The 26737-nt window shown below is 63.5% G+C and carries 26 protein-coding genes and 1 other RNA gene; 11 read left to right on the top strand and 16 right to left on the bottom strand.

Going from position 1 to position 26737, the window contains the following annotated elements:
• The first annotated feature begins 116 nt into the window (after positions 1 to 116).
• Entirely contained in the window at positions 117 to 413 is a 297-nt protein-coding gene (locus tag BN69_RS05870; protein WP_014890644.1) for a type II toxin-antitoxin system HicB family antitoxin, read from the top strand.
• On the opposite strand, the gene BN69_RS05865 is transcribed toward BN69_RS05870, so the two are convergent.
• The 8 genes from BN69_RS05865 to BN69_RS05835 form a co-directional block, all read right to left on the bottom strand.
• Positions 414 to 608, bottom strand: coding sequence for a type II toxin-antitoxin system HicA family toxin (locus BN69_RS05865; RefSeq protein WP_014890643.1), 195 nt, complete (start codon positions 606 to 608; stop codon positions 414 to 416).
• A 147-nt stretch (positions 609 to 755) separates the two neighbouring features.
• The gene (locus BN69_RS05860; RefSeq protein ID WP_014890642.1) at positions 756 to 3110 is read right to left on the bottom strand and encodes an ATP-dependent helicase; all 2355 of its coding nucleotides are present in this window, start codon (positions 3108 to 3110) and stop codon (positions 756 to 758) included.
• A gap of 171 nt (positions 3111 to 3281) precedes the next feature.
• Positions 3282 to 3563 carry a ribbon-helix-helix domain-containing protein gene (locus BN69_RS05855; protein ID WP_014890641.1) on the bottom strand — a complete coding sequence of 94 codons (282 nt, stop codon included), beginning with the start codon at positions 3561 to 3563 and terminating at the stop codon, positions 3282 to 3284.
• A complete protein-coding gene (locus BN69_RS05850; RefSeq protein ID WP_014890640.1) occupies positions 3560 to 3754 on the bottom strand; it encodes a DUF4169 family protein in 195 nt (64 codons plus the stop codon). Before BN69_RS05850 ends, BN69_RS05855 begins: the two co-directional genes overlap by 4 nt.
• The gene (locus BN69_RS05845) at positions 3754 to 4359 is read right to left on the bottom strand and encodes an SspB family protein (protein WP_041926822.1); all 606 of its coding nucleotides are present in this window, start codon (positions 4357 to 4359) and stop codon (positions 3754 to 3756) included. Before BN69_RS05845 ends, BN69_RS05850 begins: the two co-directional genes overlap by 1 nt.
• A 100-nt stretch (positions 4360 to 4459) precedes the next feature.
• Positions 4460 to 4818, bottom strand: a transfer-messenger RNA (tmRNA) gene (gene ssrA, locus BN69_RS18690).
• Between the two features lie 61 nt (positions 4819 to 4879).
• On the bottom strand, positions 4880 to 5485 hold the full coding sequence (pth, locus tag BN69_RS05840; protein ID WP_014890638.1) for an aminoacyl-tRNA hydrolase: 606 nt from the start codon (positions 5483 to 5485) through the stop codon (positions 4880 to 4882).
• 137 nt (positions 5486 to 5622) lie between these two features.
• Positions 5623 to 6258, bottom strand: a complete 636-nt coding sequence (locus BN69_RS05835; RefSeq protein ID WP_041927180.1) for a 50S ribosomal protein L25/general stress protein Ctc — start codon at positions 6256 to 6258, stop codon at positions 5623 to 5625.
• A gap of 237 nt (positions 6259 to 6495) precedes the next feature.
• On the opposite strand from BN69_RS05835, the gene BN69_RS05830 reads away from it, so the two are divergent.
• The gene (locus BN69_RS05830; protein ID WP_014890635.1) at positions 6496 to 6840 is read left to right on the top strand and encodes a PepSY domain-containing protein; all 345 of its coding nucleotides are present in this window, start codon (positions 6496 to 6498) and stop codon (positions 6838 to 6840) included.
• Positions 6841 to 6919: 79 nt separating this feature from the next.
• Here the strand turns inward: BN69_RS05830 and aspS are convergent, their stop codons facing one another.
• From aspS to BN69_RS05815, 3 genes are all read right to left on the bottom strand, one after another.
• Positions 6920 to 8701, bottom strand: coding sequence for an aspartate--tRNA ligase (gene aspS, locus BN69_RS05825; RefSeq protein WP_014890634.1), 1782 nt, complete (start codon positions 8699 to 8701; stop codon positions 6920 to 6922).
• A 105-nt stretch (positions 8702 to 8806) separates the two neighbouring features.
• Positions 8807 to 10030 (bottom strand): lipase family protein, encoded by a 1224-nt coding sequence (locus BN69_RS19385; protein ID WP_014890633.1) that lies wholly within the window; start codon positions 10028 to 10030, stop codon positions 8807 to 8809.
• A gap of 87 nt (positions 10031 to 10117) precedes the next feature.
• Complete coding sequence (locus tag BN69_RS05815; protein WP_014890632.1) at positions 10118 to 10306, bottom strand: DUF1192 domain-containing protein; 189 nt, start codon at positions 10304 to 10306, stop codon at positions 10118 to 10120.
• A gap of 228 nt (positions 10307 to 10534) precedes the next feature.
• Between BN69_RS05815 and ppdK the strand changes: the two genes are divergently transcribed.
• On the top strand, positions 10535 to 13213 hold the full coding sequence (gene ppdK / locus BN69_RS05810; protein ID WP_041927179.1) for a pyruvate, phosphate dikinase: 2679 nt from the start codon (positions 10535 to 10537) through the stop codon (positions 13211 to 13213).
• A gap of 162 nt (positions 13214 to 13375) precedes the next feature.
• Here ppdK and BN69_RS05805 read toward each other — a convergent pair whose 3' ends face one another.
• Positions 13376 to 14047, bottom strand: coding sequence for a Crp/Fnr family transcriptional regulator (locus BN69_RS05805; RefSeq protein WP_041926821.1), 672 nt, complete (start codon positions 14045 to 14047; stop codon positions 13376 to 13378).
• A 107-nt stretch (positions 14048 to 14154) separates the two neighbouring features.
• Here BN69_RS05805 and BN69_RS05800 point away from each other — a divergent pair, with 107 nt between their 5' ends.
• The 3 genes from BN69_RS05800 (at position 14155) to BN69_RS05790 (ending at position 17297) form a co-directional block, all read left to right on the top strand.
• Positions 14155 to 14571 carry a secondary thiamine-phosphate synthase enzyme YjbQ gene (locus BN69_RS05800; protein WP_014890629.1) on the top strand — a complete coding sequence of 139 codons (417 nt, stop codon included), beginning with the start codon at positions 14155 to 14157 and terminating at the stop codon, positions 14569 to 14571.
• A gap of 157 nt (positions 14572 to 14728) precedes the next feature.
• A complete protein-coding gene (locus BN69_RS05795) occupies positions 14729 to 16009 on the top strand; it encodes a cell wall hydrolase (RefSeq protein WP_051013232.1) in 1281 nt (426 codons plus the stop codon).
• 244 nt (positions 16010 to 16253) lie between these two features.
• A complete protein-coding gene (locus tag BN69_RS05790; protein WP_014889743.1) occupies positions 16254 to 17297 on the top strand; it encodes an IS110 family RNA-guided transposase in 1044 nt (347 codons plus the stop codon).
• Between the two features lie 292 nt (positions 17298 to 17589).
• Here the strand turns inward: BN69_RS05790 and BN69_RS05785 are convergent, their stop codons facing one another.
• The 3 genes from BN69_RS05785 to BN69_RS05775 are packed head-to-tail and all read right to left on the bottom strand — an operon-like array spanning position 17590 to position 19922.
• Positions 17590 to 18255, bottom strand: a complete 666-nt coding sequence (locus BN69_RS05785) for an aminotransferase class IV (protein WP_041926820.1) — start codon at positions 18253 to 18255, stop codon at positions 17590 to 17592.
• On the bottom strand, positions 18204 to 19388 hold the full coding sequence (locus BN69_RS05780; RefSeq protein WP_014890626.1) for an aminodeoxychorismate synthase component I: 1185 nt from the start codon (positions 19386 to 19388) through the stop codon (positions 18204 to 18206). The genes BN69_RS05785 and BN69_RS05780 overlap by 52 nt, the downstream gene beginning before the upstream one ends.
• A gap of 51 nt (positions 19389 to 19439) precedes the next feature.
• Complete coding sequence (locus BN69_RS05775; RefSeq protein WP_148277042.1) at positions 19440 to 19922, bottom strand: hypothetical protein; 483 nt, start codon at positions 19920 to 19922, stop codon at positions 19440 to 19442.
• Positions 19923 to 20215: 293 nt separating this feature from the next.
• On the opposite strand from BN69_RS05775, the gene BN69_RS05770 reads away from it, so the two are divergent.
• Positions 20216 to 21058: a TIGR00282 family metallophosphoesterase gene (locus BN69_RS05770; RefSeq protein ID WP_014890624.1), complete on the top strand. Its 843-nt coding sequence runs from the start codon at positions 20216 to 20218 to the stop codon at positions 21056 to 21058.
• 98 nt (positions 21059 to 21156) lie between these two features.
• A complete protein-coding gene (ypfJ, locus tag BN69_RS05765) occupies positions 21157 to 22050 on the top strand; it encodes a KPN_02809 family neutral zinc metallopeptidase (protein WP_014890623.1) in 894 nt (297 codons plus the stop codon).
• A 17-nt stretch (positions 22051 to 22067) separates the two neighbouring features.
• On the opposite strand, the gene BN69_RS05760 is transcribed toward ypfJ, so the two are convergent.
• A complete protein-coding gene (locus BN69_RS05760; protein ID WP_014890622.1) occupies positions 22068 to 22586 on the bottom strand; it encodes a hypothetical protein in 519 nt (172 codons plus the stop codon).
• Between the two features lie 119 nt (positions 22587 to 22705).
• Between BN69_RS05760 and BN69_RS05755 the strand changes: the two genes are divergently transcribed.
• The 3 genes from BN69_RS05755 to BN69_RS05745 all read left to right on the top strand — a co-directional run bounded on the left by BN69_RS05755 (position 22706) and on the right by BN69_RS05745 (position 26737).
• Positions 22706 to 24244: an NAD(P)H-hydrate dehydratase gene (locus tag BN69_RS05755; protein ID WP_014890621.1), complete on the top strand. Its 1539-nt coding sequence runs from the start codon at positions 22706 to 22708 to the stop codon at positions 24242 to 24244.
• A gap of 237 nt (positions 24245 to 24481) precedes the next feature.
• On the top strand, positions 24482 to 25129 hold the full coding sequence (locus BN69_RS05750; protein WP_014890620.1) for a carbonic anhydrase: 648 nt from the start codon (positions 24482 to 24484) through the stop codon (positions 25127 to 25129).
• 42 nt (positions 25130 to 25171) lie between these two features.
• Positions 25172 to 26737, top strand: coding sequence for a SulP family inorganic anion transporter (locus BN69_RS05745; protein WP_014890619.1), 1566 nt, complete (start codon positions 25172 to 25174; stop codon positions 26735 to 26737).

Below are 26737 nucleotides of genomic sequence, written 5' to 3'. Positions count from 1 at the left end.
GCCGAGCGTGACGGCTGAAAGCGAGCCCAAGTTCGAAGCCCTGTACAACGACGCCGAGCGATGGCGGGCCGGACTCGAACGCGCTATGATTTGTCATGGACCCCCAGAGGCCGCCAATGAAGCCCTACATCGTCATCGTCCATAAGGACGAACACAGCGCCTACGGCATGAGCTTTCCCGACGCGCCGGGATGCTTTTCGGCGGCCGACGAGATCGATGATATTTTCGCCATGGCGGCTGAAGCGCTGGAAGGATGGACCGAAGCGATGATCGAATTCGGCGATCCATTGCCGACGACGCGCGACTTGTCGGACATCAAAGCCGATCCAAAATGGGCTGATAGTTTCGAAGACGCGGAACTCGTGATCGCCTTGCCCGCTCCGCGTCCCGAACTCATCCAACAGGCGGCTTGATTAATTCTTGTCCCAACCGGCTTGCCGGTAGATGTGCTTGACGGTTCCGATAGGGATGTCTTTTCGCGGGTGAGGCACGGTAACGATGTCTCGCCGACTGTTCTTTGCGAAGTGATGATGGGAACCAGTAACGCGCACGCGCCGCCATCCCTCTTTTTCGAGGCGGCGAATGATGTCGCGGCTGTTGGTGAGCATGTGAACGCCTTTTCGATTCGGCGCTCATTATTTCAGCAAGAAACAGCCTCTGGCGGACGAAGAATAGTTTTCCGCGTTATGCACATTGCGGTGATGAAATACGGGGAGATTGGGGAAAGAAGCTGGTCAAGCCTTGACTGTCTCGAATCACCCCGCCTGCACAAAACTCTCCAGCACCATCTTCCTGCCGGCCTTGTCGAAATCGACAGTGAGCTTGTTGCCGTCGACCGCCGCCACCGAGCCGGGCCCGAACTTCAAGTGAAACACCCGCGCGCCGACTGAAAAGCGCGAACCGCCCGAGGAGCGCGCGATCACTTCGCCCTCGATCGTCACGGGCTGCTTGCCGCGTGCGCCGCGCATCGGCTCGCCGCGCCCGGCGTCGCCCCGCGCCGCCTGCGCGCGTTTCCATCCCGGCGTCGCATAGTCGGAGCCATAGACGTCGAGATTGGCGAAGCGCGAGACGCCATAGGAGCCATATTGCGACCCGCTCGGCGCCTCGACCACCTCGACATTGTCCGACGGCAGATTGTCGATGAAGCGCGACGGCACGGTCGCCTGCCACAGCCCGTGAATGCGCCGGTTGCTGGCGAAATAGATTTTCGCGCGGCGCTTGGCCCGCGTCAGCCCGACATAGGCGAGGCGACGCTCTTCTTCCAATCCTGCGCGTCCCTGTTCGTCGAGCGTGCGCTGGCTCGGAAACAGCCCTTCCTCCCAGCCGGGCAGATAGACGGTCTCGAACTCGAGGCCCTTCGCGCCATGCAGCGTCATGATCGAGACGCGCTCCTGATCGACGGCGCTGTCAGCCTCCATGACCAGCGACACATGTTCGAGGAAGGACTCGAGGTCAGGAAAGGCCTCCATCGCCCGCACAAGCTCTTTTAAGTTGTCGAGCCGTCCAGCGGCTTCGGGCGTCTTGTCCGAACGCCACATCTCGGTGTAACCGGACTCATCGAGCACCTGCTCGGCGAGCTCATGCTGCGGCTTTGCATCGATCAGCGTGCGCCAGCGGTCGAAATCGCCGATGAGGCCGCGCAGCGCGCCGCGGGGCTTCGGCTTCAGCTCCTCGCTTTCAACGAGAAAACGCGCCGCTTGCATCAGCGGAATGGCTTCGCGTCGTGCATATTCATGCAGCATCTGCAGCGTCGCGTCGCCGAGGCCGCGTTTGGGCGTATTGATGATGCGCTCGAAGGCGAGATCGTCGGCCGGCTGCGCGACGCAGCGCAGATACGCGAGCGCGTCGCGAATTTCGAGCCGCTCGTAAAAGCGCGGGCCGCCGATGACGCGATAGGGCAGGCCGATTTCGACGAAGCGCTCTTCGAATTCGCGCATCTGAAACGAGGCGCGCACGAGAATGGCGATCTCTTCGAGCGAATCGCCCCTGCGATGCAATTGCTCGATGTCCTCGCCGATGCTGCGCGCCTCTTCCTGGCTGTCCCACACGCCGGTCAGCGTCGGCTTCTCGCCCTCGTCGCCATCGGTGAACAGCGTTTTGCCAAGCCGGCCTTCATTATGCGAGATGAGATGCGAGGCGGCGGCGAGGATATGTCCCGTCGAGCGGTAGTTGCGCTCGAGGCGAATGACCTTGGCGCCGGGAAAATCCTGCTCGAAACGCAGGATGTTCTCAACCTCTGCGCCGCGCCAGCCATAGACGCTCTGATCGTCGTCGCCGACGCAGCAGAGATTTTGCTGACCCTGCGCCCGTCCCAGCGCAATCAGCCGCAGCCACAGATATTGCGCGACATTGGTGTCCTGATATTCGTCGACCAGAATATATTTGAAGCGCCGCTGATAATCGGCGAGCACGTCGGGATTGTCGCGAAAGAGCCGCAGGCTCTCCATCAGGAGATCGCCGAAATCGACGGCGTTCAGAACCTTGAGCCGCTCCTGATAGAGCGCGTAAAGCGCCGCGCCCTTGCCGTTGGCGAAGCTCTCGGCGTCGCCGGCGGGGACCTGCGCCGGCGTCAGCCCGCGATTCTTCCAGCCGTCGATGCGCATGGCGAGGGCGCGCGCCGGCCAGCGCTTGTCGTCGATATTCTCGGCCTGCAGCACCTGCTTCAAGAGGCGGATCTGGTCGTCCGTGTCGAGAATGGTGAAGTTCGGCTTTAAGCCGACGAGCTCGGCGTGGCGGCGCAGAATCTTGGCGCTGATCGCGTGAAAAGTGCCGAGCCATTGCATGGCCTGCGCGCCTTCGCCGACGAGGGCTTCCACGCGCTGGCGCATCTCGCGCGCCGCCTTGTTGGTGAAGGTGACGGCGAGGATTTCATAGGCGCGGGCCTTGCCGAGCGCGAGGATGTGGCCGATGCGCGTCGTCAGGGCGCGCGTCTTGCCGGTGCCGGCGCCGGCGAGCACGAGCACTGGACCGTCGAGCGTCTCGACCGCGGCGCGCTGCTCGGGATTGAGCGCGTCGAGATAGCGCGGCCGACTCGAGGCCGCGGCGCGCCCGGCGAGCCCGCCGGACTGGGGCGTATAGTCGTCGGGCTGGGGCGACGGGCTGCTTTTCATGATTCTGCGACCATACAGGAGAACGGAAGGCGAATCACTGTTTCGGCCGTTTATTGGGCGCCAATCCCCCGGCCCCTCATCTCACTTCTCCCCGCATGCGGGGAGAAGAGGCGGCCGACGTCGCGCAAACATTTGCACAAGGCGCGCAGTCTCTATGACTCCTCTCCCCGTTCACGGGGAGAGGTGAGGTGAGGGGCTTGGGGACGTTTCACGCGCTTCGAGCGCCCGCTCCAACACGAACACCCTCAGCGCCGAGGAGAGATTCGCCTCGCCGCGCCCCGCATCCACCCGGGCGATAAGCGCCGCGAGCGACACGCTCTCCTGCGCGGCGATGTCCTTCAGCGCCCGCCAGAAGGCGTCCTCAAGCGAGACGCTGGTGCGATGGCCGGCGATGACGACCGAATGCTTGACGACGCGGGAGCTGGAGTTCTGCGACGCCGGCGCCTCGCTCACGCCGGATCGTCCGCTTCCCGCTCGCGCCGATGCGCCTCCAGCCTGGCGCTTTCCAGCTGCGCCTGCGCGGCGGTCAACTCCCGCTCGGATTTGGCGCGCCCGAAGGCGGCGCGCTTCGCCTGCGCGGCGTCGTCCTTGACGCGGCGGTCGCGCTGTTTGCGCGCGCGCCGCAGATTGACGACCTCGCCCATCAGGGCTTTTTGCGGAAGGCGTCGATCGAGACGATCTTGTCGTCGCCGTCTTCCTTCGTTTCGACCGGCTTGAGTTTTTTTTGCCTGTCGGCGCTCGGCGTCTTGTTCGGCTCTGCTTTGGCCGGTTCAGATTTTACCGGCTCGACCTTGGTCGGCTTGAACGCCTTCACCGACTCGGGCGTTTTCGCAACGAGGCTTGGTCCCGGGGAAGGCGCGTCCTCATCGTCGTCTTCCTCAAGCCCGTCTTCGGCGCTCTCAAAGCGCACGCCGAATTCGACGGCGGGATCGAAAAAGCCGGTGACGGCCGAGAAGGGCACATAGAGATGCTCGGGGACCGAGCGGAACGACAGGGTGACGCCGAAACCTTCTTCGTCGACTTCCAGATTTGAATATTGATGCTGCAGGATGATCGTCAGCTCGCTCGGCCATTGTTCGGCGAGGCGGCGCGAAATCGTGACGCCCGGCGCATCGGTGCGGAAGCTGATGGTGAAGTGATGGTCGCCGGGCAGATACCCGCTCTCGGCGACGTCGCCCAACACTTTGCGCATGACGCCGCGCATGGCGTCCTGAACAAGAAGATCATAGCGAATAATGTCTTTAGCCATTGCGTCGCGCCAGACTGCCATCCGTATGGTCGACCGGCTACCGCTCCGACCGCCATGCCTGCCGCGCTTGCATCACGGCGGCGCGGCGCGAGAAAATTGAAGCGGAGGCTTCTGTTGCCAGGCGCCTCCTGACCCCGCCTAGAAGTGCTAACCCCTAGGGCTTAATTCCCAGTTTGGGCGCTGCATTACGCAGCGACGGCCACCGGAGCATAGTTGTCGTTGGCAACTATAAGGTTTGACCCGATAACGGCGGTATCATGCCGAGCGAAAAATCACCCTTTACACCCTCGTCAATCCTATTTCGCCCCCGCCGAAACCCGCCGCTGCGACGGGCTTGGGTGGAGGCGCCGGGTACCGCCCCCGGGTCCGAATGGTTTATTACGGTGTCCGTTTATCGCCATAGCCGACGCAAGCGCCGGCAAATTGAATATAGGCGCTTGCGTGATTTTGTGAAAGTCCCCCACGGTCCGCGTCTTCAGCGCTTTTGTCGAAAGGGGCGTGTGGCGCGAACGAGCCCGGCCTATCGCGCGCCGACGCGCTTCACCGTAGCAAAGCCCTTCGCGTCCATGGCGAGGTGCAGCCGGTTCTGCAGCCCGGCGTCATCGCCTTTGACGAGCAGTCCGGCGTTTTCGGCGATCGCCTCGCAGAGCGCAGCCACCCAGGGCTCCTCGCTCTTGGCGAAATCGCTGAGCACATAAGCATGGACCAGCGCCTTATCGCCCGGATGGCCGATGCCGAGCCGCAGCCGCTTATAGTCGTTGCCGATATGCGCGGTGATCGAGCGCAGCCCGTTGTGGCCCGCGACGCCGCCGCCCGTTTTGATCCGGCATTTGGCCGGCGCGAGATCGAGTTCGTCATGGAGGACGACGATCTCATCGACGCCGATCTTGTGAAAGCGCGCGGCTTCACCGACCGAACGGCCGCTTTCGTTCATATAGGTCTGCGGCTGCAGCAGCATGACCTTTTCGCCGCCGATCGCCCCCTCGCTGACGAGACCTTGGAAGCGCGCCCGCGCTTGTGGAAAGCCGTGTCGCTTGGCGATCGCTTCGAGCGCCATAAAGCCGATATTGTGCCGGTTCTTGGCGTAGGCGCGTCCGGGATTGCCCAGTCCGACAAGGAGCAGCATGAAATACCCCCACCCCAACCCTCCCCCGCTTCGCGGGAGAGGGCGCAGAACCGGCGCTCGCCGGCTTCGTGAGAATGCCGATCGTTAGCGTTCCCTCTCCCGCAAGCGAAGCGCGGCGGGGGAGGGACGGGGAGGGGCTACTTCTTCTTTTCTTCCTTGGCGGGAGCGGCCGCAGGCGCAGCCGCCGGAGTCTCCTCGGCGCCGCCGCCCGCCGGCGGCGTCAGACTCGCGACGGTAAAATTCTTGTCGGGATTGGTGGGCTTGCAGCCCTCCGGCAGCGGAATCGCCGAAATATGCAGTGAATCGTTGAAGTCCATGCCCGTCAGGTCGGCGGTGATGGCCTCCGGAATATTGTCGGCCGGCACCCACATCTCCACCGTGTGATAGACGATGTTGAGCGCGCCGCCGCGCTTGATGCCAGGCGCCGCTTCCTGGTTGGTGAAATGCACCGGCACTTGCACGCGCAGCCGCGATCCCGGCTTCAGGCGCAGGAAGTCCACGTGCATCGGCGTGTCTTTGATGACGTCGAGCTGATAGTCGCGCGGGATGGCGCGCTCCTTCTTGCCGTCGATGTCGAGCTCGAAAATCGTCGTGAGGAAGTGCCCGGCGAAGATCAGCTGGGAGAGGCTCTTCTTTTCGAGCGAAAGCGGCTGCGGCGCTTCGCCGCCCCCATAGAGCACTGCTGGTATGCGGCCCTCACGGCGAACGCTGCGGGCGGCCCCCTTGCCTGTCCCGCTGCGCACCGTGGCCGCGAGCTTCTTGGTCTCGGCCATGTCGGTGTCCTTCATGTCAAAAGAAAAGGCGCTGCTTCGCCTCCAGGGGTGTCGGAAACGCAGGCGCCGCGGCGCTTATAGGGGACCGCGCCACGGGAGGCAAGGCGGAGGGCCGAAACATTCAGCGGCCCTCTTTCCGATAGCGGCTGGCGCCTCATATGGCCGCAGATCGCCGGCCTTTTGGGCGGCATGGCGCAGCCGCGGCTTCGTTCCGGCTGCAAGAGAAAGGGTTCGAACATGCGTATTCTCGTGACGTGCATCGCGCTTCTCGGGCTCGTCGGCATGGCGGCGACTCCGGCCCAGGCCGACCGTCGGCTCACCCGCGAAGAGAAATCCAGCATCCGTTCAGCGATGAAGGACGCGGGCTGTTCCGGCGGCAAGATGGAATTCGACGACGGAAAATTCGAAGTCGACGACGCCAAATGTCGGGGCAAGCGTTACGACCTGACCTTCGATCAGAACTTCAAGCTGACGAACAAAGAATTAGAAGGCAGGGCGGGCCGCAACGGATATTATGGCAGTGGCCGCTACGATAGGCGCGACACGTGGCGCGACAACAGGCGCGGCGTGGATCGCTACTGAGGTCGGGACCGCCGCGCGGATGGCGCCGCTTGCCGACTTTGGCAAGCGGCGCCAGCCCTGCAATAAGAATGGTGCGCGCCTACGGCTTCGTCTCCGGCAGATTCAGCCTGATGTGCAGTTCGCGCAGATGCTTCATCGTCGCTTCCGACGGCGCGCCCATCAGCAGATCCTCGGCGCGCTGATTCATCGGGAACAGCGTCACCTCGCGCAAATTTTCCTCGTCGGCGAGCAGCATCACGATGCGGTCGACGCCGGGCGCGATGCCGCCGTGCGGCGGCGCGCCATATTGGAAGGCGCGATACATGCCGCCGAATTTTTCGATCAGCACGTCTTCGCCATAGCCGGCGATCTCGAACGCCTTCTTCATGACGTCGGGACGATGGTTCCGGATCGCGCCGGACGATAGTTCCACGCCGTTGCAGACGATGTCATATTGGTAGGCGAGGATGGTGAGCGGATCCTGCGTCTCCAGCGCCTCCATGCCGCCTTGCGGCATGGAGAAGGGGTTGTGCGAGAAATCGACCTTCTTGTCGTCCTCGTTCCACTCATACATCGGGAAATCGACGATCCAGCAGAATTCGAAGACGTCTTGCTTCGACAGGCCGAGTTCGTCGCCGATGCGCAGCCGGGCCATGCCGGCGAGTTTCGCGGCGGCGGTCGCTTCGCCGGCCGAGAAGAACACGGCGTCGCCGGCCTTGACGCCCGCCTTGGCGGCGATCGCGGCCTGCGCCTCGGCGGGAATGAATTTCGCGATCGGGCCCTTGCCGGCGAGCGCGCCGTTCTCTTCCTCAAAGATCACATAGCCGAGCCCCGGCGCGCCTTCGCTGCGCGCCCAATCGTTCAATTTGTCGAAGAAGCTTCGCGGCTGGCTCGCGGCGCCCGGCGCGGGGATGGCGCGCACCGTCTTGCCTTTGAACGCCTTGAAGCTCACGTCCTCGCGGGCGAATTCCTCCGACACGTCGGCGATCAGCAGCGGGTTGCGCAGATCCGGCTTGTCGGTGCCATATTTGAGCATCGACTCGCGGAAGGAAATGCGCGGGAATTTCTGCGTAACGGCTTTCCCGTTGGCGAACTCCTCGAAGAGTCCGCGCAGCACCGGCTCGATCGCGCCGAACACGTCTTCCTGCGTCACAAAGCTCATTTCGACGTCGAGCTGGTAGAACTCTCCCGGCGAGCGGTCGGCGCGCGCGTCCTCGTCGCGAAAGCAGGGCGCGATCTGGAAATAGCGATCGAAGCCGGCGACCATGATCAGCTGCTTGAACTGCTGGGGCGCCTGCGGCAGCGCGTAGAATTTCCCCGGATGCAGGCGCGAGGGCACGAGAAAGTCGCGCGCGCCCTCGGGCGAGGAGGCGGTCAGAATCGGCGTCTGGAACTCGAAGAAGCCCGCCTGCTTCATGCGCATGCGGATCGAATCGATGATGCGGCCGCGCAGCATGATGTTCTGGTGCAGCTTCTCGCGACGCAGATCGAGGAACCGATATTTGAGGCGCGTGTCCTCGGGATATTGCTGGTCGCCGAAGACCGGCAGCGGCAATTCGGCGGCGGCGCCCAACACCTCGATTTCGTTGACGTAAACCTCGACCTGTCCGGTCGGCATGTCGGGATTTTCGGTGCCGGCGGGGCGCTTGCGCACCTCGCCGTCGAGCCGCACCACCCATTCCGAGCGCAATTTCTCCGCCTGCGCGAAGGCGGGCGAATCGGGATCGACGACGCATTGCGTCAGCCCGTAGTGATCGCGCAGATCGATAAACAGCACGCCGCCGTGATCGCGGATGCGATGGCACCAGCCGGAAAGTCGGATTTTTTCGCCGACGAGCGCCTCATTGGGCGCGCCACAATTATGCGAACGGTAGCGATGCATGGAATAGGCAGTCTCGGCAAGGAGGGGCGCTTAGCGCGACAAGCGCGGAAAAGCGCACGCCAAAGGGCCGGCTGTCAAGCCGGCGCAATAGAGGCGAGCGGAGACTCAGTCGATAAATTTTACGAGATTACACCACTGACCATAACCCCATAGAATCTTGTCTTTGTTGTCGTCCGTAAGATCGTCGACAAAAAAACCAGGCCCAGAGGTGTCGCCATTGCGTGCCAGTTGGCGGACATCCGAAAACACAGCGAAATGAGCGTCGACAAACTTTCGGCAAGCCGGTTCGCCGCCATTAACTACTTTTTTTAACGCGCCGATTGGATCAATCTGAGCCACGCTAGCGAGGAAATTGATTGGTGCGGATGTCGCGGCATCCAATAAAATGGAGGCAATGCGGTCTCGATCATTCGGAGTGTAGATGCCGTTGGGGCTAGGCGGACACAATCGTGACCGGCCGGCGCCGAGGAGCGCCAGCGAACCGACATGAGCATAGTGCCAAGGCCAATAGAAGGCGGTACTATCAGGCGCGAGGGCGGGCACAAGATCGTCAGCCCGTTCAAACCGCCATATATTGCTGGCTCTGACCATCTCTTCTGCGGCCTGTTTCTCGGTAAGAGCTTTTGCAGCAGCGAAGGTATAGACGGTCGGCGACACGACGCCGAACTTATTCGCGATGTCCAACGCAGCGAGTGTAGCCAAGGCGCCACCCTTGCTGTGCCCAGTTATGAAGAGCTTTTCACCCTTTTCCGGATCGAGATGCGCTAACAAATCGCGAAAGCAGGGCTGGGCTTCGCGCCCGCATTTGGTGTCAAGATGTGCGAGAATATCCTCCCACGCACCCTGTATGCCGGGGTGGCGACCAGCGGAGGTCACAGCATCAATATCCCTCAACCAGTCCTCAACGAACTTTTGAAAACCAGCAACGTGAAGGTTATGCTCTTCAATCGTTTTTCGCGCGACATGAAATAAAGATCCATCGGGATCAATTGGCGGCGTAAGAGTGCCGCGAAACGCCAGGATTAAACCGTCCTTTGTACGGGCCAGCAAATAAGCATTTTCACTATGGCGCGGATCGAAATAAGTCTCGATATCCGCGCCCTGCACGTCCAAGGACTGTAATCGCTCTGGGTCCCGTTTCTTGGCTTCTGTTAGGCAACGACGGGCGCGCTCTTTGCCGTGATCGTCATCGAGGTCGTTTACGGCATATGCGCAGTAAGAAGCAACTGCGAGTCGATAGGCTAATACGTAATCCGGAATGTCAGCTTGCGCCGCCGCGGGAAACAACTGGAACAAGCCAATCAACAGCAACAAAAGAAACGCTTTCATTGAAAAAACTCCTAATAAAAAAATCCGCAGCAAATGCTAGTGTGCACGACTGTAGGAGCAGGTAAAGCTCTTTTTTGTATTGAAGCCTTACTTCCTGAAAAACGCTTCCGCCGCCGCGTTCGCCGCCTGTTTCGCCGCGCGGGCGGCCTCGAGTCGGGCGATCTCTAGCCGCAGTCGCTCGATGCGTTCGTCGAGTTCGGCGACGGACAGAAGATCGAGCGGCTGGCCGATCTCGAAAGCCGCGGGACGCGGCGCGTCATCCTGTTCGCTTTTCATCACCGCGCGACCTCGGCTGGATTTCTTCGATCACTGGCCAAAATAGCGCTCAAGGAGTTATGCGCAAACTTGTGGTCGCGCGTCATTTGAGCGTAACTTCCGGCGCGCTTGATGATCCGCGCAGGCGGGGCGTCGGCGGCCGCGGCGCGGCCGGAAGCGCCCAAGAACGCCAAAACCGCCCGGGCGCGGCGCGTTGCGCGCCCGCCTCTCTCGCCGGACGAAAAAGGTATGACCAAGTGGGTGTATAGTTTCAGCGCCGGTCGGTCCGAAGGATCGGCGTCGATGAAAGAGCTTTTGGGCGGCAAAGGGGCCAATCTCGCTGAAATGGCGGCGCTCGGACTGCCCGTGCCGCCCGGCTTCACCATCACCACCGAGGTCTGCGCCTATTTTTACGCCAACGGCAAGACCTTCCCCGCCGATCTCGCCGGGCAGGTCGACGCCGCGCTTGCCGACATCGGCCGCGTCGCCGGGCACGCCTTCGAAGATCCGCAGCAGCCGCTGCTCGTCTCGGTGCGTTCGGGCGCCCGCGCCTCAATGCCCGGGATGATGGACACGGTGCTCAATCTCGGTCTCAACGACGAGACCGTGGAAGCGGTCGCGCGCGACTCCGGCGATGAACGCTTCGCCTGGGACTGCTACCGGCGCTTCATCGAAATGTATTCGAGCGTCGTCCTCGGCGTCGAACATCACCGGTTCGAGGAGGCGCTGGAGAAGATCAAGGAGAGCAAGGGCTTCGCGCTCGATACGCAGCTGACCGCCGACGATTGGCGCAAGGTCGCCGCGCAATACAAGGCGATCGTCGAACAGACCGCCGGCAAGAGCTTCCCACAGGATCCGCGCGAGCAATTATGGGGCGCGATCAAGGCGGTGTTTTCATCCTGGATGAACCATCGCGCCATCGTCTATCGCGGCCTGCACAACATCCCCGAAAGCTGGGGGACAGCGGTCAACATCCAGGCGATGGTGTTCGGCAATATGGGCGCGCAATCGGCGACCGGCGTCGCCTTCACGCGCAACCCTTCGACCGGCGTGCGCGAACTCTACGGCGAATATCTCATCAATGCGCAGGGCGAAGACGTCGTCGCCGGCATTCGAACGCCGCAGCCGATCGCCCAGTCCGCGAGCCACGCGTCGGGCTTCGAGAAAATCTCGCTCGAAGCGGCGATGCCTGCCGTTTTCGCCGAATTCAAGGGATACGCCGACAAGCTCGAACGCCATTTCCGCGACATGCAGGACATGGAGTTTACGGTCGAGCGCGGGAAATTATGGATGCTGCAGACGCGCGCCGGCAAACGCACCGCCCGCGCGGCGCTGAAACTCGCCGTCGACATGGCGCGCGAAGGCCTCATCGGCAAGGATGAGGCGATCACGCGCGTCGAGCCGCAGTCGCTCGAACAATTGCTGCATCCGACCATCGATCCCGCGGCGAAGCGCAATATTCTCGCCACGGGTCTCCCCGCCTCGCCCGGCGCGGCCGTCGGCGAAATCGTCTTCGATCCGGAAGAGGCCGCCAAGCTCGCCTCGAACGGGCGCAAGATCATCCTCGTGCGCATCGAAACGAGTCCCGAGGACATCGGCGGCATGCATGCGGCGGAAGGCATTCTCACCGCGCGCGGCGGCATGACCTCGCACGCCGCCGTCGTGGCGCGCGGCATGGGCAAGCCCTGCGTCACCGGCGCCGGCGCGCTGCGGATCGACTATGAGGACCAGAGTTTCACCGTCGCCGGCAAGCGCTTCGGCAAGGGCGAGCGCATCACCATCGACGGCTCCGCCGGCCAGGTGATCGCCGGCGAGGTGAAGATGCAGCGGCCGGAACTCACCGGCGAATTCGCCGTGCTGATGTCCTGGGCGGATCAGAAGCGGCGCCTGAAAATCCGCGCCAACGCCGAAACGCCGTCCGATGCGCGCGCCGCCCGCCGTTTCGGCGCCGAGGGCATCGGCCTCGCGCGCACCGAGCATATGTTTTTCGAGGGCGAGCGCATCGTCGCGGTGCGTGAGATGATTCTCGCCGACGACACTGAGGGACGCCGCCTCGCGCTGGCGAAGCTGCTGCCGATGCAGCGCGAGGACTTCAAGCAGCTGTTCGAGATCATGTCGGGCCTGCCGGTGACGATCCGACTGCTCGATCCGCCGCTGCATGAGTTCCTGCCGCATTCGGACGCCGAGATCGCCGCCGTGGCGAAGGCGATGGGCGCCGATCCGGTGAAGCTGCGCCGCCGCGCCGCGCAGCTCTCCGAATTCAATCCGATGCTCGGCTTTCGCGGCGTGCGGCTTGCGGTCATCTTCCCCGAGATCGTCGACATGCAGGCGCGGGCGATCTTCGAGGCGGCGATCGAAGCCTCTCTCTCGACGGGCGAACCCGTCGACATCGAGATCATGGCGCCGCTCGTCTTCACCCGCGCCGAGCTCGATCTCGTCAAGGCGCGCGTCGCCGAAATGGCGAAGCTCGTCGAGGGCGAGACCGGGATCAGGCCGAACTATCATGTCGGCACCATGATCGAACTGCCGCGCGCCGCGCTGCGCGCCGGCGACATCGCGCCGTCGGCGGATTTCTTCTCCTTCGGCACCAACGACCTGACGCAGACGACGCTCGGCATTTCGCGCGACGATTCGGGCTCCTTCCTCAACGCCTATGTCGAAAAGGGGCTGCTGCCGGCCGACCCCTTCGTGACGATCGATCAGGAGGGCGTCGGCGAACTGGTCGAAGTCGGCTGCAAACGCGCCCGCGCCGCGAATCCGACGATCACGCTCGGGGTCTGCGGCGAACATGGCGGCGATCCGGTTTCCGTCGCCTTCTTCGACAAGATCGGCTTCGACTATGTGTCCTGCTCGCCGTTTCGCGTGCCGATCGCGCGGCTCGCCGCCGCCCAGGCGGCGCTCGGCGAAAAGGCCGTGAGCACGGCGTGATACGAATTCCGGCTGATCCGTCCGCCTGGGCCATGTCATTCCCAGCAGGCCGAAGGCCTGACCGGGAATCCAGGGTCACTGCGAGAACGCTGATTTGGCTCTGAATTCCCGCTCGCGCGCGTCGCGCGCGTCGGGAATGACAGCTGAACCGTTCAATCGGATTTACGCGCTCTCCAGCTCTTCCTCGCGATGATTCATCTCGAAGCGGCGCACGATCAGCCGCACGAGATACAGGCCGAATTCGGGGTTTTGAAAATAGAGCTGTTCGAACTGCTCATAGGTGATGACGAGCAGGCTGACGTCGTCGACGCAGCGCGCCGTCGCGGTGCGTTTGCCGTTGGTCGTAAACAGCGCCATCTCGCCGAAAATGGCGCCCGGCGAGAGAATCGCGTCGCGTTCGACGATTTCGACGCGTCCTTCGACGACGACGAAGGCCTCGTCGGCGGCGTCGCCCTTCTTGAAGACCGCTTCGCCGCGTCGCAGGGTGCGCGGATGCATGAAGGGCTTCAGCCATTCGATGTTCAGGTCGCTGCCGTTGGCTTCGCGCACGCTGGCGATAAGCTTGCGCATTTCGCGCATGCGGGTGAAGTTCAGCGGCAGGTTGATCGCATGTTTGGCGATCGTCGGCGGGCTGGCGATGATGAGCCCCAAGGTCACGCCGAGCACATTGCCGAGCATCGCCGTGATGCGCAGCGGGATCATCCGCTTCATGTAAGCGGCGCCGACGACGGTCGACGCTTCGGCCCAGGCGAGCGCCGTCAGCGCCGCCCCGCCGACCGTCTTTCCCGTATCCGACGCGGCCCAACTCATTAGCGTATCAATCAGTTCGGACATTGCAGCTTCCATCCTTACGCCGCGCTTAACCTTTGCGCGTGTCCAAGACAAGCGTTCAAAAAGCCTGCGGGGCTGGACTTTCCCATGCGCCTTCGCACATTCGCTCCATGCGACAAACGAGCCGAATTCTGCGGATCGATACATCCGGGCGCGGTTTTTACGAATTCACCGAGGCCGTCCGCGACTTTGCCCGCGGCGCGCGCATGACGCAGGGGCTGGCGACGGCGTTCTGTCGCCACACCTCCGCGTCGCTGCTCATTCAGGAGAACGCCGATCCCACCGTGCTGCGCGATCTCGAAGCCGTCTTCGCGCGGCTCGCGCCCGAAGGCGCGGATTACGCCCATGATACGGAAGGCGCCGACGACATGCCCGCGCATATTCGCGCCGCGCTCACCCAGACGCAGCTCTCGATCCCCCTCATTGGCGGCGCGCTGGCGCTTGGAACTTGGCAGGGCGTCTTTCTATTCGAGCATCGCCGGCGGCCGCACCGGCGCGAGGTCGCGCTGCATCTGATCGGCGAATGATCGCGCCGCTGCGTCATTCTGGCACGATGGCGGCGACGCCCCGGCAACGGTTCCGCAAGGCTAATGAACGATAAGGTTTTGCGAAGGATCGCATCCGGGGCGGAGCGACGCAAATCGCGGCGCCTTGCCAGACGCGCCGTCGCACATGGATCAGTCTATGCGTCGTCAGTCGAGAACGCGTTTCGTGCGCAGAGGGGTTGCGCCCTGGGTCTTCAGCGTAACGGCGCCATGGGCGCTCGGCGTCGGCGTCTTGGTCTCCTTCACCGCGGCCGCCGGGCAGGACCCCGTCGCCGATTGGCGCGTTTCTCCGCTCGCGGCGCGCGCGCCAGGGGCGCTGACGCTCGGCTTCAGCGAGGCGGCGAGCGGCGACTACGGGTTCTATGGCGAGACGCGCGCCCAAATTCAGCAGGCGCGCCTTGTGGTTGGCGGCCCGGAGGAGGATGACGCCGTTCGTGACGAGCGCGAGCCGCATGTCGACCTCAAGCCCGATGTGAAGCATTTTCCCCAGGTCGATCGGCGGCATAAGGGCGACCCGGTGGTCGCCATGCGGCCCGGTTTCGAGACGCGCCGGCCGCAGCCGGCGAATCTGGGGCTGAGCGAGTCGCCGCCGCTCTCCTTCGGACTCGACGGCAAGTCGACGCGGCCGACGGCGACGCCGCTTGCGCCGCGCGGCAAAACCCCGGGCGACGACGCGCTCGAAGAGGCGGACGCGGGCGCCGCGCCGGAGCCGGCGACGACGCAAAAGTCAATGGCGGCCGCCTCGCCGGCGCAGAGTTCGTCGATCTCGACGCCGACCGGCGCCGACGCGCTCCGCGACCTCGCGCGGGAGGCGCGGACCGAACGCGCCCTTCATGGCGCGACCCCGCAGACGCCGCGCGCCGTCGCGCTGGGGTCGTCGACGCCGGCGCAGCCGGACGCCGTGCCCATCGAAGTGTCGTCCTTCCCCGGCGCGACGCTGGCGCTGTCGACGCCCGGCAAGGCGTTGAGCGCGTCACGTCCGGATTACGCCGCTTCGATCGATCCGGAAAAGCTTGGCCGCGAGGCCCGCTGCCTGGCGGAAGCGGTCTATTTCGAGGCCCGCAGCGAGCCCGAGGCGGGGCAGGCCGCGGTCGCGCAGGTCGTGCTCAACCGCGTCCAGAGCGGCCTCTATCCGTCGAGCGTCTGCGGCGTCGTCTATCAGAACCGGCGCCATTATCGCGGCTGCCAGTTTTCCTTCGCCTGCGAGGGCAAATCGCTCCGCATCACCGAAGGCGACGCCTGGGAACAGGCGGTGCGCGTCGCCAAGGAGGTCATGGTTGGTCGAACCTACATCTCCGACGTCGGCCGTTCGACGCATTATCACGCCAATTACGTCCATCCGCGCTGGGCGCGCGCGCTCCGAAAGATGGACGTCATCGGCAGGCATATTTTCTACCGGCTGAAACCGGGGCAGACGTGATCGTTGCGCTCTTTGCCGACGGTCATACGACTTCCGCCTGATCCGTTTCGCTTGGGTCTTGTCATTCCCGGCAGGCCGAAGGCCTGACCGGGAATCCAGAGCCAATCCAGGATCGCTAGTCTTGCTCGGGATTCCCGATCGCGCAAAGCGCGCGTCGGGAATGATGGGGTGGACGGCCCCGCCTTAACGGCATCTAAAGTGCCAAGACGTGGTCGCCGGAGCGCCACAGAGAGGGAGGCCGTCCATGAAGAAGTTTATCAGAATCGGGATTGATTTGGGCAAGCGGTATTTTCAAGTTCACGCGCTGGTGAGCGAGGATGGGCGGGCCGTCACGCGCAAGCTGCGGCGGGATGGTTTTCTTGCTTTTTTCGCCGAGGCGGGGCCCTGCCTGATCGGCATGGAAGCCTGCGGCTCGGCGCATTATTGGGGACGCGAACTGCGCGCCATGGGCCATGACGTGCGCCTGATCCCGCCGATTTACGTCAAGCCCTATGTCAAGCGCGGCAAGAACGACGCGGTCGACGCCGCGGCGGTGTGCGAGGCCGTGTCGCGGCCAGACATGCGCTTCGTGCCGATCAAAAGCGCCGAGAACCAGGCGAGCTTGATGCTGCACAAGACGCGCGAGCTTCTGGTCAAGCAGCGCACCATGAGCGTCAATGCGCTGCGCGGACATCTCGCGGAGTTTGGCGTCGTCGCCGCCAAGGGCGTCGGCCATGCGGGCGAACTGCTGGAAAAAGCCAAGAATGACGCGACGCTTCCAGAAATCGCCAAGGCGACCGTAAAGATTTTCGTCCAGCAGCTGGAGGCGATCAGCGCCGCGATCGTCGCGCTCGATAAAGAGATCGCCAACGTCCATGCGCAAAGCGAGATCAGCAAATTGCTCGCCGGCGTCCCCGGCGTCGGCAAGATCGTCGCCACGGCGATCGTCGCCAGCGTCCCGGACCCCAGCGTCTTCAAATCCGCGCGCGACTTTGCCGCCTGGCTCGGCCTCACGCCCAGGCAAAACTCCAGCGGCGGCAAGGAAAAGCTCGGCGCCATCACCAAGCAGGGCAACCGCTATCTGCGCAAGCTGCTGACGCTCGGCGCGACCTCGCTGTTGCGCGTGGCCGGCAAACGCAACGGCGTTCTGCGCGATTGGCTCGTCGCCCTCCTGGCCAGGAAGCCGGCGCGGCTCGTGAGCCTCGCGCTCGCCAACAAGCTGGCGCGGATCATCTGGGCCATGATGACGACCGGCGAGGCCTTCCGAACCCAGATCATGGCGCGCGCAGGGAAGCCCTCGATGGCGTAACCGTTCGAACCATCCAGTTTGGCGAGGGCGAAACATCGACGTGATGAACGACAGGGTCGGAAACGACGACGAAGGACACTCCGCTACGTGTCACGTGCACAAAGCTCGCGGGAATGATCAGGAGCCTTCGCAGTCGAACTTCATCAGGGCCAGCGGACATACGCGCCGCGCCAAAAGGCCGGACATATGACCGAAACCCGCCACCAGGTTCACCGCGCCGACAAAAAACCGCTTGCCAAGCGGGGCCGTCCACATATGACATTCCGCCTGTTCGGCTCGGAACTGAATCGCGTCACTCGACGAGCCGCGCGCGAACCAGCCCGCGCACCGAATTGCCGAGAAAAAACTCCGACTCTGAAATATCTTCAAGCCGCAGGATCGACTCGCGGGCGCGACCTTGCGCGATGAGCGCGGCGCGCAGCGTTCCCGGCAGCAGGCCGCAAGACAGCGGCGGGGTCAGCAAGACTTCGCCTTGCGGAACGAAGAGGTTGCAGCGCGCCGCTTCGCAAAACTCGCCGCGCTCATTTTGAAAGAGAACTTCATCGGCCCCGCAGCGCTGCGCCGCATCAGTGAGAGAATCTTCATAGAGCGCGCGCCGCGTCGTCTTGTGCCGCAACAGCGGATCGGCGGAGGCAAAGCGCCGCTTCGCGACGGCGACGCGCCAGACGGTATCGCTCGGAACCGGCTCGATGGGCGTGACGCTGCTCTCGATCGTTCCGTCCCGCGCAAGGACTAGCCGCACGCGAAGGCGCCCGCGCGACGCGCCCGCAACAGCGGCGTTCAGCGCGTCGCGGACGCGCGCGTCACTATGGGCGAAGCCGAGCGCGGCGCTCGAAGCCGCAAGCCGCGCGAGATGTTCGGCCAGTAAGCCGAAGCCCTCGTCGCGCGTCCATAGCAGCGTTTCGATCAGGCCGAAGTCGTTCTCGCGCCGGTCAGAAAGCGCGCCTTGATCAGACATTCCTCATACTCTTCGCGCGCGCGGGAATCGGCGACGACGGCGGAGCCGACATTGCAGACGAGGTCGCCTTCCGGAAAAATGGTCAGCGTGCGGATCGCGACGTTGAAACGAATGTCGCCATCAGGCGCGATGACGCCGAGCGCCCCGCAATAGACGCCGCGCGCGGCGCATTCGAGATCGCGGATAATCTCCATCGCGCGGATCTTGGGCGCGCCGGTCACCGAGCCGCAAGGGAAAAGCCCGGTAAAGAGATCCTTCAGCGTCACGTCGTCGCGCAGCCGCGCCTCGATGCCCGACGTCATCTGATGCAGCGTCGGATAGGTCTGGATGGTGAAGAGATCGGTGACTTTCACCGTGCCGACGACGGCGAGCCGCGACAGATCGTTTCGAAGCAGATCGACGATCATCAGATTTTCGGCGCGCGACTTTTCGTCTTCGACGAGATATTGCGCGCGCGCCATGTCTTCGGTCGGCATCACGCCGCGCTGCGCGGTGCCTTTCATCGGGCGGGCGCGAATGTCGCGGTCCTGCGCCTCGAAGAAGACTTCCGGCGACAGCGACACGACGGTCTCGGCTTCGAGCGCCACGACGCCGCCATAAGCGACCGGCTGGCGCTGGCGCAGACCGCGATAAAGCGACAGCGGATCGCCGTCATAGCGTCCGTACATCGGGAAGGTGAGATTGATCTGATAAACGTCGCCGGCGAAAATATAGTCTCGGCACGTGTTGAATCGCTGCGTGTATTCGTCCTGAGTCCAGGCGGGGGAAAGCGGAATGTTCGGCGCCGCGCTCTCGGCCGGCGGCAGCGACCAGGGCCGCGGCGCGCGAAACGCGCCGAAGAGCAGCAGCGGCGTAAGCGCGTCGGGCGTCGCCTGGGCGGCGAATTTGGGCTCCAGCGCATAGCCGAGTTCGTAGCCGGCGTAGCCGGCGAGATAGAGGCCGCGCCTTGTCGCCGCCTCCATGCGTTCGAACGCCGCCGCGACGTCTTTCGCCGCGCGGGCGACGATGATCTCCTCCGGCTCCTCGAACAGCAGCGCCTGTCCGTCGCTGCGGCCGTCTTCGAAAACGACGTAAGGCCGCGCCGGCGCGTCTTTTTGCGTCAGGACGGCGGGGCGTTCGGCGGCGTCTTGCATGTGTGGCGGCGCTTTCAAGGGAGCGGGTGTTATATCAAACCGTTCCATTAATTAAAGGTGGCGCGCAGGCCAAAGTTCGAGCCAGTTCAGAAGCCTGCCATTTTCATCGAGGAAATTTGCAAAGAGGAAATAGTCTTCCCCAAGCGCTGGATTAACGACTGCATCAGCGAATTTCACTAAGTCTTGATCTTCTTTTTCTTGGAGTAGACATCTGAATTCCTTCTGATACATCACTGGATAAATATTTGGATAGTTAATGTCTCCGTTCCAGAAAAATAGAATATCGTCGCCAACTGCTACATATTCTGTTACATCGCCATATATTTTCTGACGGATCATGTTGAACCGATCATCGCTTGGTCTACATGTCATGAAGGTATCATATGACATCGTGCGAGCGAAGCGTCTTGCTATAACCTTGATGTCAGCTATTTTTGCTCTGATTGCAGTTCCATATAAAATATGAGTAATGACATAAGCGATTCGCCTGCGCAATAAATGTTCAAGAATGTTTATATTGATAATAACAAACATGCAGTAGATTATTATTATAACAGCTTCTGTTAATATTATTGAAAACTTCGCGGATATGGCTATGCTTATGTACGTAAGCGCCATGCTGGCAAGTAAAATTACAAAATACATTATTCCTCTTAGCGAATCAAACCTTCTAGATATTTCATCTCTACAGAGGGGCGAAATGATTTTCTGCTGATCATGAGTGATGGGCGATAACGTAGTCATTTAGGTGCAACTTATTGGTCATCTCAAGCGTGTCCCAGCGCGGCAGCGTTGCGCACGTCCCTCTACGCGCTTATCCAGATGCTGTGACCTTTGCAACTCAGCTCCGCTTACTCTTCATCGGCGACGTGCTTGGCCGTTCTGGCCGCGCGGCGTTGTCGCGCTTTGTCCCCCGGCTGCGCGAAAAATGGGCGCTCGACTTCGTCGTCGCCAATGGCGAGAACGCCGCCGGCGGCTTTGGCGTCACCGAAGCCATTTGCGAGGAAATGCTCGGCCTTGGCGTCGATTGCGTCACGCTCGGCAATCACGCCTTCGATCAGCGCGAGGCGCTGGTTTTCATCGAACGCCAGCCGCGGCTGCTGCGCCCGATCAATTATCCGCCGGGAACGCCCGGACGCGGCGCCGGCCTCTATACGGCGGCGCGCGGGCAGCAGGTGCTCGTCGTCAATCCGATTGGCCGGGTCTTCATGGAGGCGCTCGACGATCCTTTCGCCGCCATCGAGCGCGAGCTGGGCGCCTGTCCGCTCGGCGTCGGATGCGACGCCATCTTCATCGACATGCACGCCGAGGCGTCGAGCGAGAAAATGGCGATGGCGCATTTCGTCGACGGCCGCGCGTCTTTGGTGGTCGGCTCGCATACGCATACGCCGACCGCCGACGCGCAGATCCTGCCGGGCGGCACCGGCTATCAGACCGACGCCGGCATGACCGGCGATTACGACTCCGTCGTCGGCATGGACAAGGAGGAGCCGCTGCGCCGGTTCCTGCGCAAGACGCCCGGCGCGCGCTATGAGCCGGCGAATGGCGAGGCGACCTTCTGCGGCGTGGCGGCCGAAATCGGCGCCGACGGGCTGGCGACCATGATCTCGCCGGTGCGGCTCGGCGGCCGGCTGCGGGAAGAGTGGCCAAAGGAATGGGGCGCGTCATGAGCCGCCGTCCGCGAGGGCCGCTCTACCCAGAGGCAGTAAGCTCAATTAAATAGCTCATCGAGCAGCGCCCTGGGGGGCGCGCCCCGGAGCGCGCGAATATGAAGTGGGAAGATCTCCAGTCGTCTGACAATATCGAGGATCGTCGCGGCGGCGGACCGATGATGGGGGGCGGACCCCGCATGGGCGCAGGCGGCATCGGCCTTGGCACGATGGTGATCCTCGGACTGATCGGCTGGGCGCTCGGCGTCAATCCTGCGATTCTCATCGGCGGCGCGCAGATGATCAACAATATGCGCCAGGAGCGCGACGTGGCTTCGCCGCGCCAGGAGGCGCCGCGGCAAAGCGCGCCGACGGATCAAATGGGGCGTTTCGTCGCGAAGGTGGTGGGCTCCAACGAGCAGGTCTGGTCGCAGGTGCTTCCGGAGCAGAGGGGCGTGCGCTTCCAGCCGCCGCGGCTCGTTCTCTTTAGCGGCTACACCCAGTCGCGCTGCGGCGCGGCGCAGTCGGCGATGGGGCCGTTCTATTGTCCGCTCGACCAGCGCATCTATCTCGACACGTCCTTTTTCCGCGACATGCAGCGGCGGTTCGGCGGCGGCGGCGATTTCGCCTATGCCTATGTGATCTCGCACGAGATGGGCCATCACATTCAGAACCTCATGGGCATTCTGCCGAAGGTCCAGCGGGCGCAGCAAATGGCGGGCAGCCGTTCGGAAGCCAACGCGCTTTCGGTGCGCGCGGAGCTGATGGCCGATTGCCTCGCCGGCGTCTGGGCCAACAACGCCAACAAGCAAAAGCCCATTCTCGAGGAAGGCGACATTGAGCAGGCGGTCGCTTCGGCGCAGGCGATCGGCGACGATCGCATGCAAAGAGCGACGCGCGGCTATGTGGTGCCGGACAGCTTCACCCACGGCTCGGCGGCGCAGCGCACGCAATGGCTGCTGAAAGGCTTGCGCACGGGCAGCATTGACGCCTGCAATACATTCGCGCGCTGATCGGCCGGACGCTGCGGCTACAGGACGCGGCGGGCGCGGGTCGTCAGATCGGCGCCCCGCATCTTTCGCGCAAGCCGCGCCAGATCCGCGCCTTCAGCCGCCGTCGCGAGCGCGCTTTTTGGCGCGATGAGCCCGACCGGACGCGCCAAGCCCGGCGCAACGCGGGTGATCAACGAATCGGGCGCCAGCCGAAGCGTTCGGGCGCGGCTGGAGTCGCCATAGGCGAAAAAATCCTGCGCTTCCTCGGCGAAGTCGCGCTCCACGGCGAACCCGGCCAGCAGAAGGAGAAGATGGTCGCGCCGCGCCGCTTTCAGCGCCTGCGCCAGGCCGTCGGCGGCGCGCGGCGTCTCGATCAGCGCGCAGCCGGCTTCGTCGGCGATCCCGTCCAGGCCTCGCCCCGGCGCGGCGAGGATCAGAGCGTCGGCGATCAGTCCCATGACGCACGACTCGACGAGCGAACCGAGGCTGCGCGCCACGGCCTCCGGCCGCAGCGGCGCGCCGGGAGAGTCGAAGGCGATCAGCGCGGCGGTCAGCATGTCGCTGACATAGCCGAAACCGAGGCGCGGCGGAATGCGGCGCCGGATTAACGGGCGTGGCGTCCATCTTGTGAGCGGCGCCCATTGCGCGGGCGGCGGCCTTCGGTCACCATCGCGCCATGCCCGCCGCTTTCCCGCTCGAAATCCTCACGACGGATCAAATGTCTCGCGCCGATCGCCTGACGATCGAGAGCGGCGTGCCGGCGATGTCGCTGATGGAGAGCGCCGCCGCGGCGATCGCGCGGGTGACCAGCCAAATTCTTCAACGCACCAGCGGGCGTCGGGTCTTGGTGCTCTGCGGTCCGGGCAACAATGGCGGCGACGGCTTTGTCGCGGCGCGGCTGCTGCGCGCGCAGCGCTATAAAGTCCGCGTCGCTTCCCTGACCCCGCTCGACCAATTGCGCGGCGACGCGGCGCAAGCGGCCGCCGCCTGGCCCTGTGCGGTCACGTCCGCGCTCGACTGCAGCTTTGACGGCGTCGATCTCGTTATCGACGCTCTGTTCGGAACGGGCCTCGCGCGCGATCTCGATTCGAACGCCAGCGCGCTCGTCCGCCGCCTGAACCGCTGGCGGCGCGAAAGCGGCCAGAACGTCGTCGCCGTCGATATTCCCAGCGGCGTCGACGGGACGACCGGCGCGGTGCGCGGCGCGGCGGTGGAGGCCGATGCGACCGTCACCTTTTTTCGCGTGAAGACCGGCCATCTGCTATTGCCCGGCCGTCTGCATTGCGGCGCGCTCACCTGCACGCATATCGGCATTCGACCTTCCGCGCTCGATTCGCTCGCCGTCGAGACTTTCGTCAACATGCCGCAGCTCTGGCGCGCCGCGCTGCCCCTGCCGCAGGTCGAGGGCCACAAATATTCGCGCGGCCATGCGCTGGTCGTCTCGGGCGGCGCCTCCTTTACAGGCGCCGCGCGGCTTTCAGCGGCGGCGGCCTTGCGCGCCGGCGCGGGTCTCGTGACGCTCGCCAGCCCAACCGAAGCGCTTGCGGTCAACGCCAGCGCGCTCACGTCGGTCATGGTTCGACCGGCCGACGGCGCGAAGGGCCTCGCCAAGGTTCTCTCCGACGAGCGCAAAAACGCCGTCGCGATCGGTCCGGGGCTGGGCGTCAGCGAGGAAAGCTGCGCGCAGGTCGAAACGGCGCTTGCGCCGCAGGCCTATCGCCGCGCCGCAGTCCTCGACGCGGACGCCCTGTCGAGCTTCGCCGCCAATCCGGAGCGGCTGTGGCGCGCAACGCGCGCCGCGCCCGGTCCGGTGGTGATGACGCCGCACGCCGGCGAATTCGCACGGCTCTTCGCCGCTTGCGAGAGCGACTGCGGCTGCCGCTCGAAGCTCGACAAGGCGCGCGAGGCGGCGCGCGCCAGCGGCGCGGTCGTGCTCTTCAAGGGGGCGGACACGGTCGTCGCCGCGCCCGACGGACGCGCCTCGATCCTTCCTTATGCGACGCCTTGGCTCGCCACCGCGGGCTCGGGCGACGTCTTGACCGGCGTCATCGCCGGCCTGCTCGCGCAGCGCATGGACGGCTTCCTCGCGACGTCCTGCGCCGCCTGGATGCATGCCCGCGCCGCCGAGATCTTTGGTCCTGGGCTGATCGCCGACGACATCATCGCCAGCCTGCCGCAGGTGTGGGGCGAACTCTGCGCGGTTCAACAAAAATAGGCGGCCGAAGCGAGCGGCCTTCTTGGCGTTTCGCGAGCGTGGCCCTACGCGACGATGCGCGGGCGGACTTGTCGTCACCTCAAGACCTTCGTAGACTCGCCCTGCTTGAGCGAGGGCGCGACGCCGACGATGATCGCCTCAGTTCGCGCTCCTGTTCCGAGCGGCTTCCTGTCGCTGTCACATTGCTGTCGCAGCCAGACCGCTTTTGAGGCTTACGGCTGAGAGAAACCGGGCGTGATGAAATCCTTCGAAAAACTGTTGCTTGAGAACAAGGCTTGGGCCGAGGAAGTCCGCGAGCGCGATCCCGGCTATTTCGAGCGTCTCGCGGCCGATCAGAAGCCGGAATTCTTGTGGATCGGCTGCTCCGACAGCCGCGTGCCGGCCGACATCATCGTCAATGCGCTGCCCGGCGCCATTTTCGCGCACCGCAACATCGCCAATCAGGTGATCTGCACGGACTTCAACTGTCTCAGCGTCATCCAATACGCCGTGCAAGTGCTCAAAGTTCAGCACGTCATCGTCTGCGGTCACTACAATTGCGGCGGCGTTCGCGCCGCCCTTGACCGACAGCGGCCCGATCTGGAGCTGCTCAACAAATGGCTGATGCATATCAAAGACACCTATCGGATGCATAGAGACGAGATCGATGCGCTCAACTCTCAGACCGAACGCGCCAACCGTCTTGTCGAACTCAATGTGATCGAGCAGGTTATGCGACTGTCGCAATTATCGATCGTGCAGACCGCCTGGAAAGAGGACCAGCGGCCGATGCTGCACGGCTGGGTGTTCGGGCTCGATGACGGAATACTGCATCAGCTCATTACCTTGCCGCCGGGCAGCGACGTCGACGTCATCTATGAGCAACACGGCGGCGAGGATTTCTAACCGGCCGCGCGGCGCACCGCCGCCAATAAGGAGAATTCAGGCGTGTTTAGGCGGCATCTCGACTACTATTTCCGCTACCTCGATCACGACATTCCGGCGGGCGTCGTGGTGTTTCTCGTCGCAGTGCCGCTGTGCCTTGGCATCGCGGTCGCGTCTGGCGCGCCGCCCTTTTCGGGCGTTATCTCGGGGATTATCGGCGGGCTCGTCGTCTCTGTTCTGAGCGGTTCGCAGTTGAGCGTTTCGGGTCCTGCCGCAGGCTTGACCGTGATTGTCGCGACCGCGGTCGAAAAACTCGGCTTCGACGCCATGCTGCTTGCGGTGGCGCTGTCGGGACTCCTGCAATTGGGAATGGGCTTTCTGCGGGCGGGCGTCATCGGCGCGTTTTTTCCGTCGGCCGTCATCAAGGGCATGCTCGCGGCGATCGGGTTGATCCTGATCATGAAACAGTTGCCGCACGCGGTCGGCTACGACGCCGACGCGGAAGCTGACCTCTCGTTCCTCGAGGACGATAGCCACACGCGTCTCTCGTTCATCTTTGACGCCTTTCGCTCCTTTTCGACGGGAGCGGTGATCGTGAGCATCGTCTCCCTCGCGATCATGCTTCTTTGGGAAACGCCCTACATCAAGAAGCATCGCTACCTTTCGCTCGCGCCCGGTCCGCTCGTCGCGGTGCTGTTTGGCGTCGCCTATAACATCGCGGCTCAGACGCTGTTTCCCTCTTTGGCGATCGCGCCGCAGCATCTCGTCAATCTCCCGGCGATCTTTGGACCGATAGACTTCGCGCGGGAGTTCAACTTTCCGGACTTTACGCGTCTGATCGATGTCCAGATCTATGTGACGGCCGCCACTTTGGCGCTGGTCGGCAGCCTTGAGACTCTGCTGAGTCTCGAAGCGGTCGATAAGCTCGACCCGCTCAAGCGCATCGCGCCGACCAATCAGGAGCTCAAAGCCCAGGGCGTGGGCAATTTCCTGAGCGGCATGTTGGGCGGATTGCCGATCACTGCGGTGATCGTGCGCAGCTCCGCCAGCATCGACGCTGGCGCGCACACCAAGGTGGCGTCCTTTGTCCATGGCGTGCTGCTGTTGCTCAGCGCGATGTTCCTGGCGAGTCTGCTCAACATGATTCCGCTCGCATGCCTTGCCGCGGTGCTGCTGCTGACGGGTTACAAGCTCGCGAAGCCGAAGCTCTTCGTTCAGCAATATGACAAGGGCTTCAACCAGTTCGCGCCCTTCGCCGTGACCGTCGGCGCCATTCTTTCGACGGATCTCCTCAAGGGCATGGCGATCGGCATGGCCGTGGGCCTCTTCTTCGTGTTGCGCGCGAATTACCACTCCGCCTTCACGCTCACGCGCGACGGCCGCAACTACCTGCTGCGCCTGCAGAAGGACGTGTCCTTCCTCAACAAGGCGCAGCTGCGCAACTTACTCGAGAATGTCGAGCAAGACAGCTATCTGGTGATCGACGGCACGCGCGCCGGCTTTATCGATCAGGACATCATGGAGACGATTCAGGATTTCATAAAAGCTGCGAGCGATTACAATATTCGCGTGGAGCTCAAGGAAATGCGGGGCCTGGAGCCGGTCAACGGATTGGTCCCCGCGGAATAG

This window comes from Methylocystis sp. SC2, assembly GCF_000304315.1.
Taxonomy (GTDB): domain Bacteria; phylum Pseudomonadota; class Alphaproteobacteria; order Rhizobiales; family Beijerinckiaceae; genus Methylocystis.
Note: the sequence above shows the minus strand (reverse complement) of the source record. Positions and strands in the feature narration are given on the sequence as shown.

Coding starts and splice junctions, on each gene's coding strand:
- ypfJ (WP_014890623.1), top strand. CDS start 21,157: ATGAAGTGGGAAGATCTCCAGTCGTCTGACAATATCGAGGATCGTCGC.
- BN69_RS05760 (WP_014890622.1), bottom strand. CDS start 22,586: ATGCTGACCGCCGCGCTGATCGCCTTCGACTCTCCCGGCGCGCCGCTG.
- ppdK (WP_041927179.1), top strand. CDS start 10,535: ATGACCAAGTGGGTGTATAGTTTCAGCGCCGGTCGGTCCGAAGGATCG.
- aspS (WP_014890634.1), bottom strand. CDS start 8,701: ATGCATCGCTACCGTTCGCATAATTGTGGCGCGCCCAATGAGGCGCTC.
- BN69_RS05865 (WP_014890643.1), bottom strand. CDS start 608: ATGCTCACCAACAGCCGCGACATCATTCGCCGCCTCGAAAAAGAGGGA.
- BN69_RS05815 (WP_014890632.1), bottom strand. CDS start 10,306: ATGAAAAGCGAACAGGATGACGCGCCGCGTCCCGCGGCTTTCGAGATC.
- BN69_RS05775 (WP_148277042.1), bottom strand. CDS start 19,922: ATGTTTGTTATTATCAATATAAACATTCTTGAACATTTATTGCGCAGG.
- BN69_RS05780 (WP_014890626.1), bottom strand. CDS start 19,388: ATGCAAGACGCCGCCGAACGCCCCGCCGTCCTGACGCAAAAAGACGCG.
- BN69_RS05835 (WP_041927180.1), bottom strand. CDS start 6,258: ATGGCCGAGACCAAGAAGCTCGCGGCCACGGTGCGCAGCGGGACAGGC.
- BN69_RS05870 (WP_014890644.1), top strand. CDS start 117: ATGAAGCCCTACATCGTCATCGTCCATAAGGACGAACACAGCGCCTAC.
- BN69_RS05850 (WP_014890640.1), bottom strand. CDS start 3,754: ATGGGCGAGGTCGTCAATCTGCGGCGCGCGCGCAAACAGCGCGACCGC.
- BN69_RS05860 (WP_014890642.1), bottom strand. CDS start 3,110: ATGAAAAGCAGCCCGTCGCCCCAGCCCGACGACTATACGCCCCAGTCC.
- BN69_RS05750 (WP_014890620.1), top strand. CDS start 24,482: ATGAAATCCTTCGAAAAACTGTTGCTTGAGAACAAGGCTTGGGCCGAG.
- BN69_RS05805 (WP_041926821.1), bottom strand. CDS start 14,047: ATGTCCGAACTGATTGATACGCTAATGAGTTGGGCCGCGTCGGATACG.
- BN69_RS05755 (WP_014890621.1), top strand. CDS start 22,706: ATGCCCGCCGCTTTCCCGCTCGAAATCCTCACGACGGATCAAATGTCT.
- BN69_RS05785 (WP_041926820.1), bottom strand. CDS start 18,255: ATGTCTGATCAAGGCGCGCTTTCTGACCGGCGCGAGAACGACTTCGGC.
- BN69_RS05800 (WP_014890629.1), top strand. CDS start 14,155: ATGCGACAAACGAGCCGAATTCTGCGGATCGATACATCCGGGCGCGGT.
- pth (WP_014890638.1), bottom strand. CDS start 5,485: ATGCTGCTCCTTGTCGGACTGGGCAATCCCGGACGCGCCTACGCCAAG.
- BN69_RS05830 (WP_014890635.1), top strand. CDS start 6,496: ATGCGTATTCTCGTGACGTGCATCGCGCTTCTCGGGCTCGTCGGCATG.
- BN69_RS05790 (WP_014889743.1), top strand. CDS start 16,254: ATGAAGAAGTTTATCAGAATCGGGATTGATTTGGGCAAGCGGTATTTT.
- BN69_RS05845 (WP_041926822.1), bottom strand. CDS start 4,359: ATGGCTAAAGACATTATTCGCTATGATCTTCTTGTTCAGGACGCCATG.
- BN69_RS05795 (WP_051013232.1), top strand. CDS start 14,729: ATGCGTCGTCAGTCGAGAACGCGTTTCGTGCGCAGAGGGGTTGCGCCC.
- BN69_RS19385 (WP_014890633.1), bottom strand. CDS start 10,030: ATGAAAGCGTTTCTTTTGTTGCTGTTGATTGGCTTGTTCCAGTTGTTT.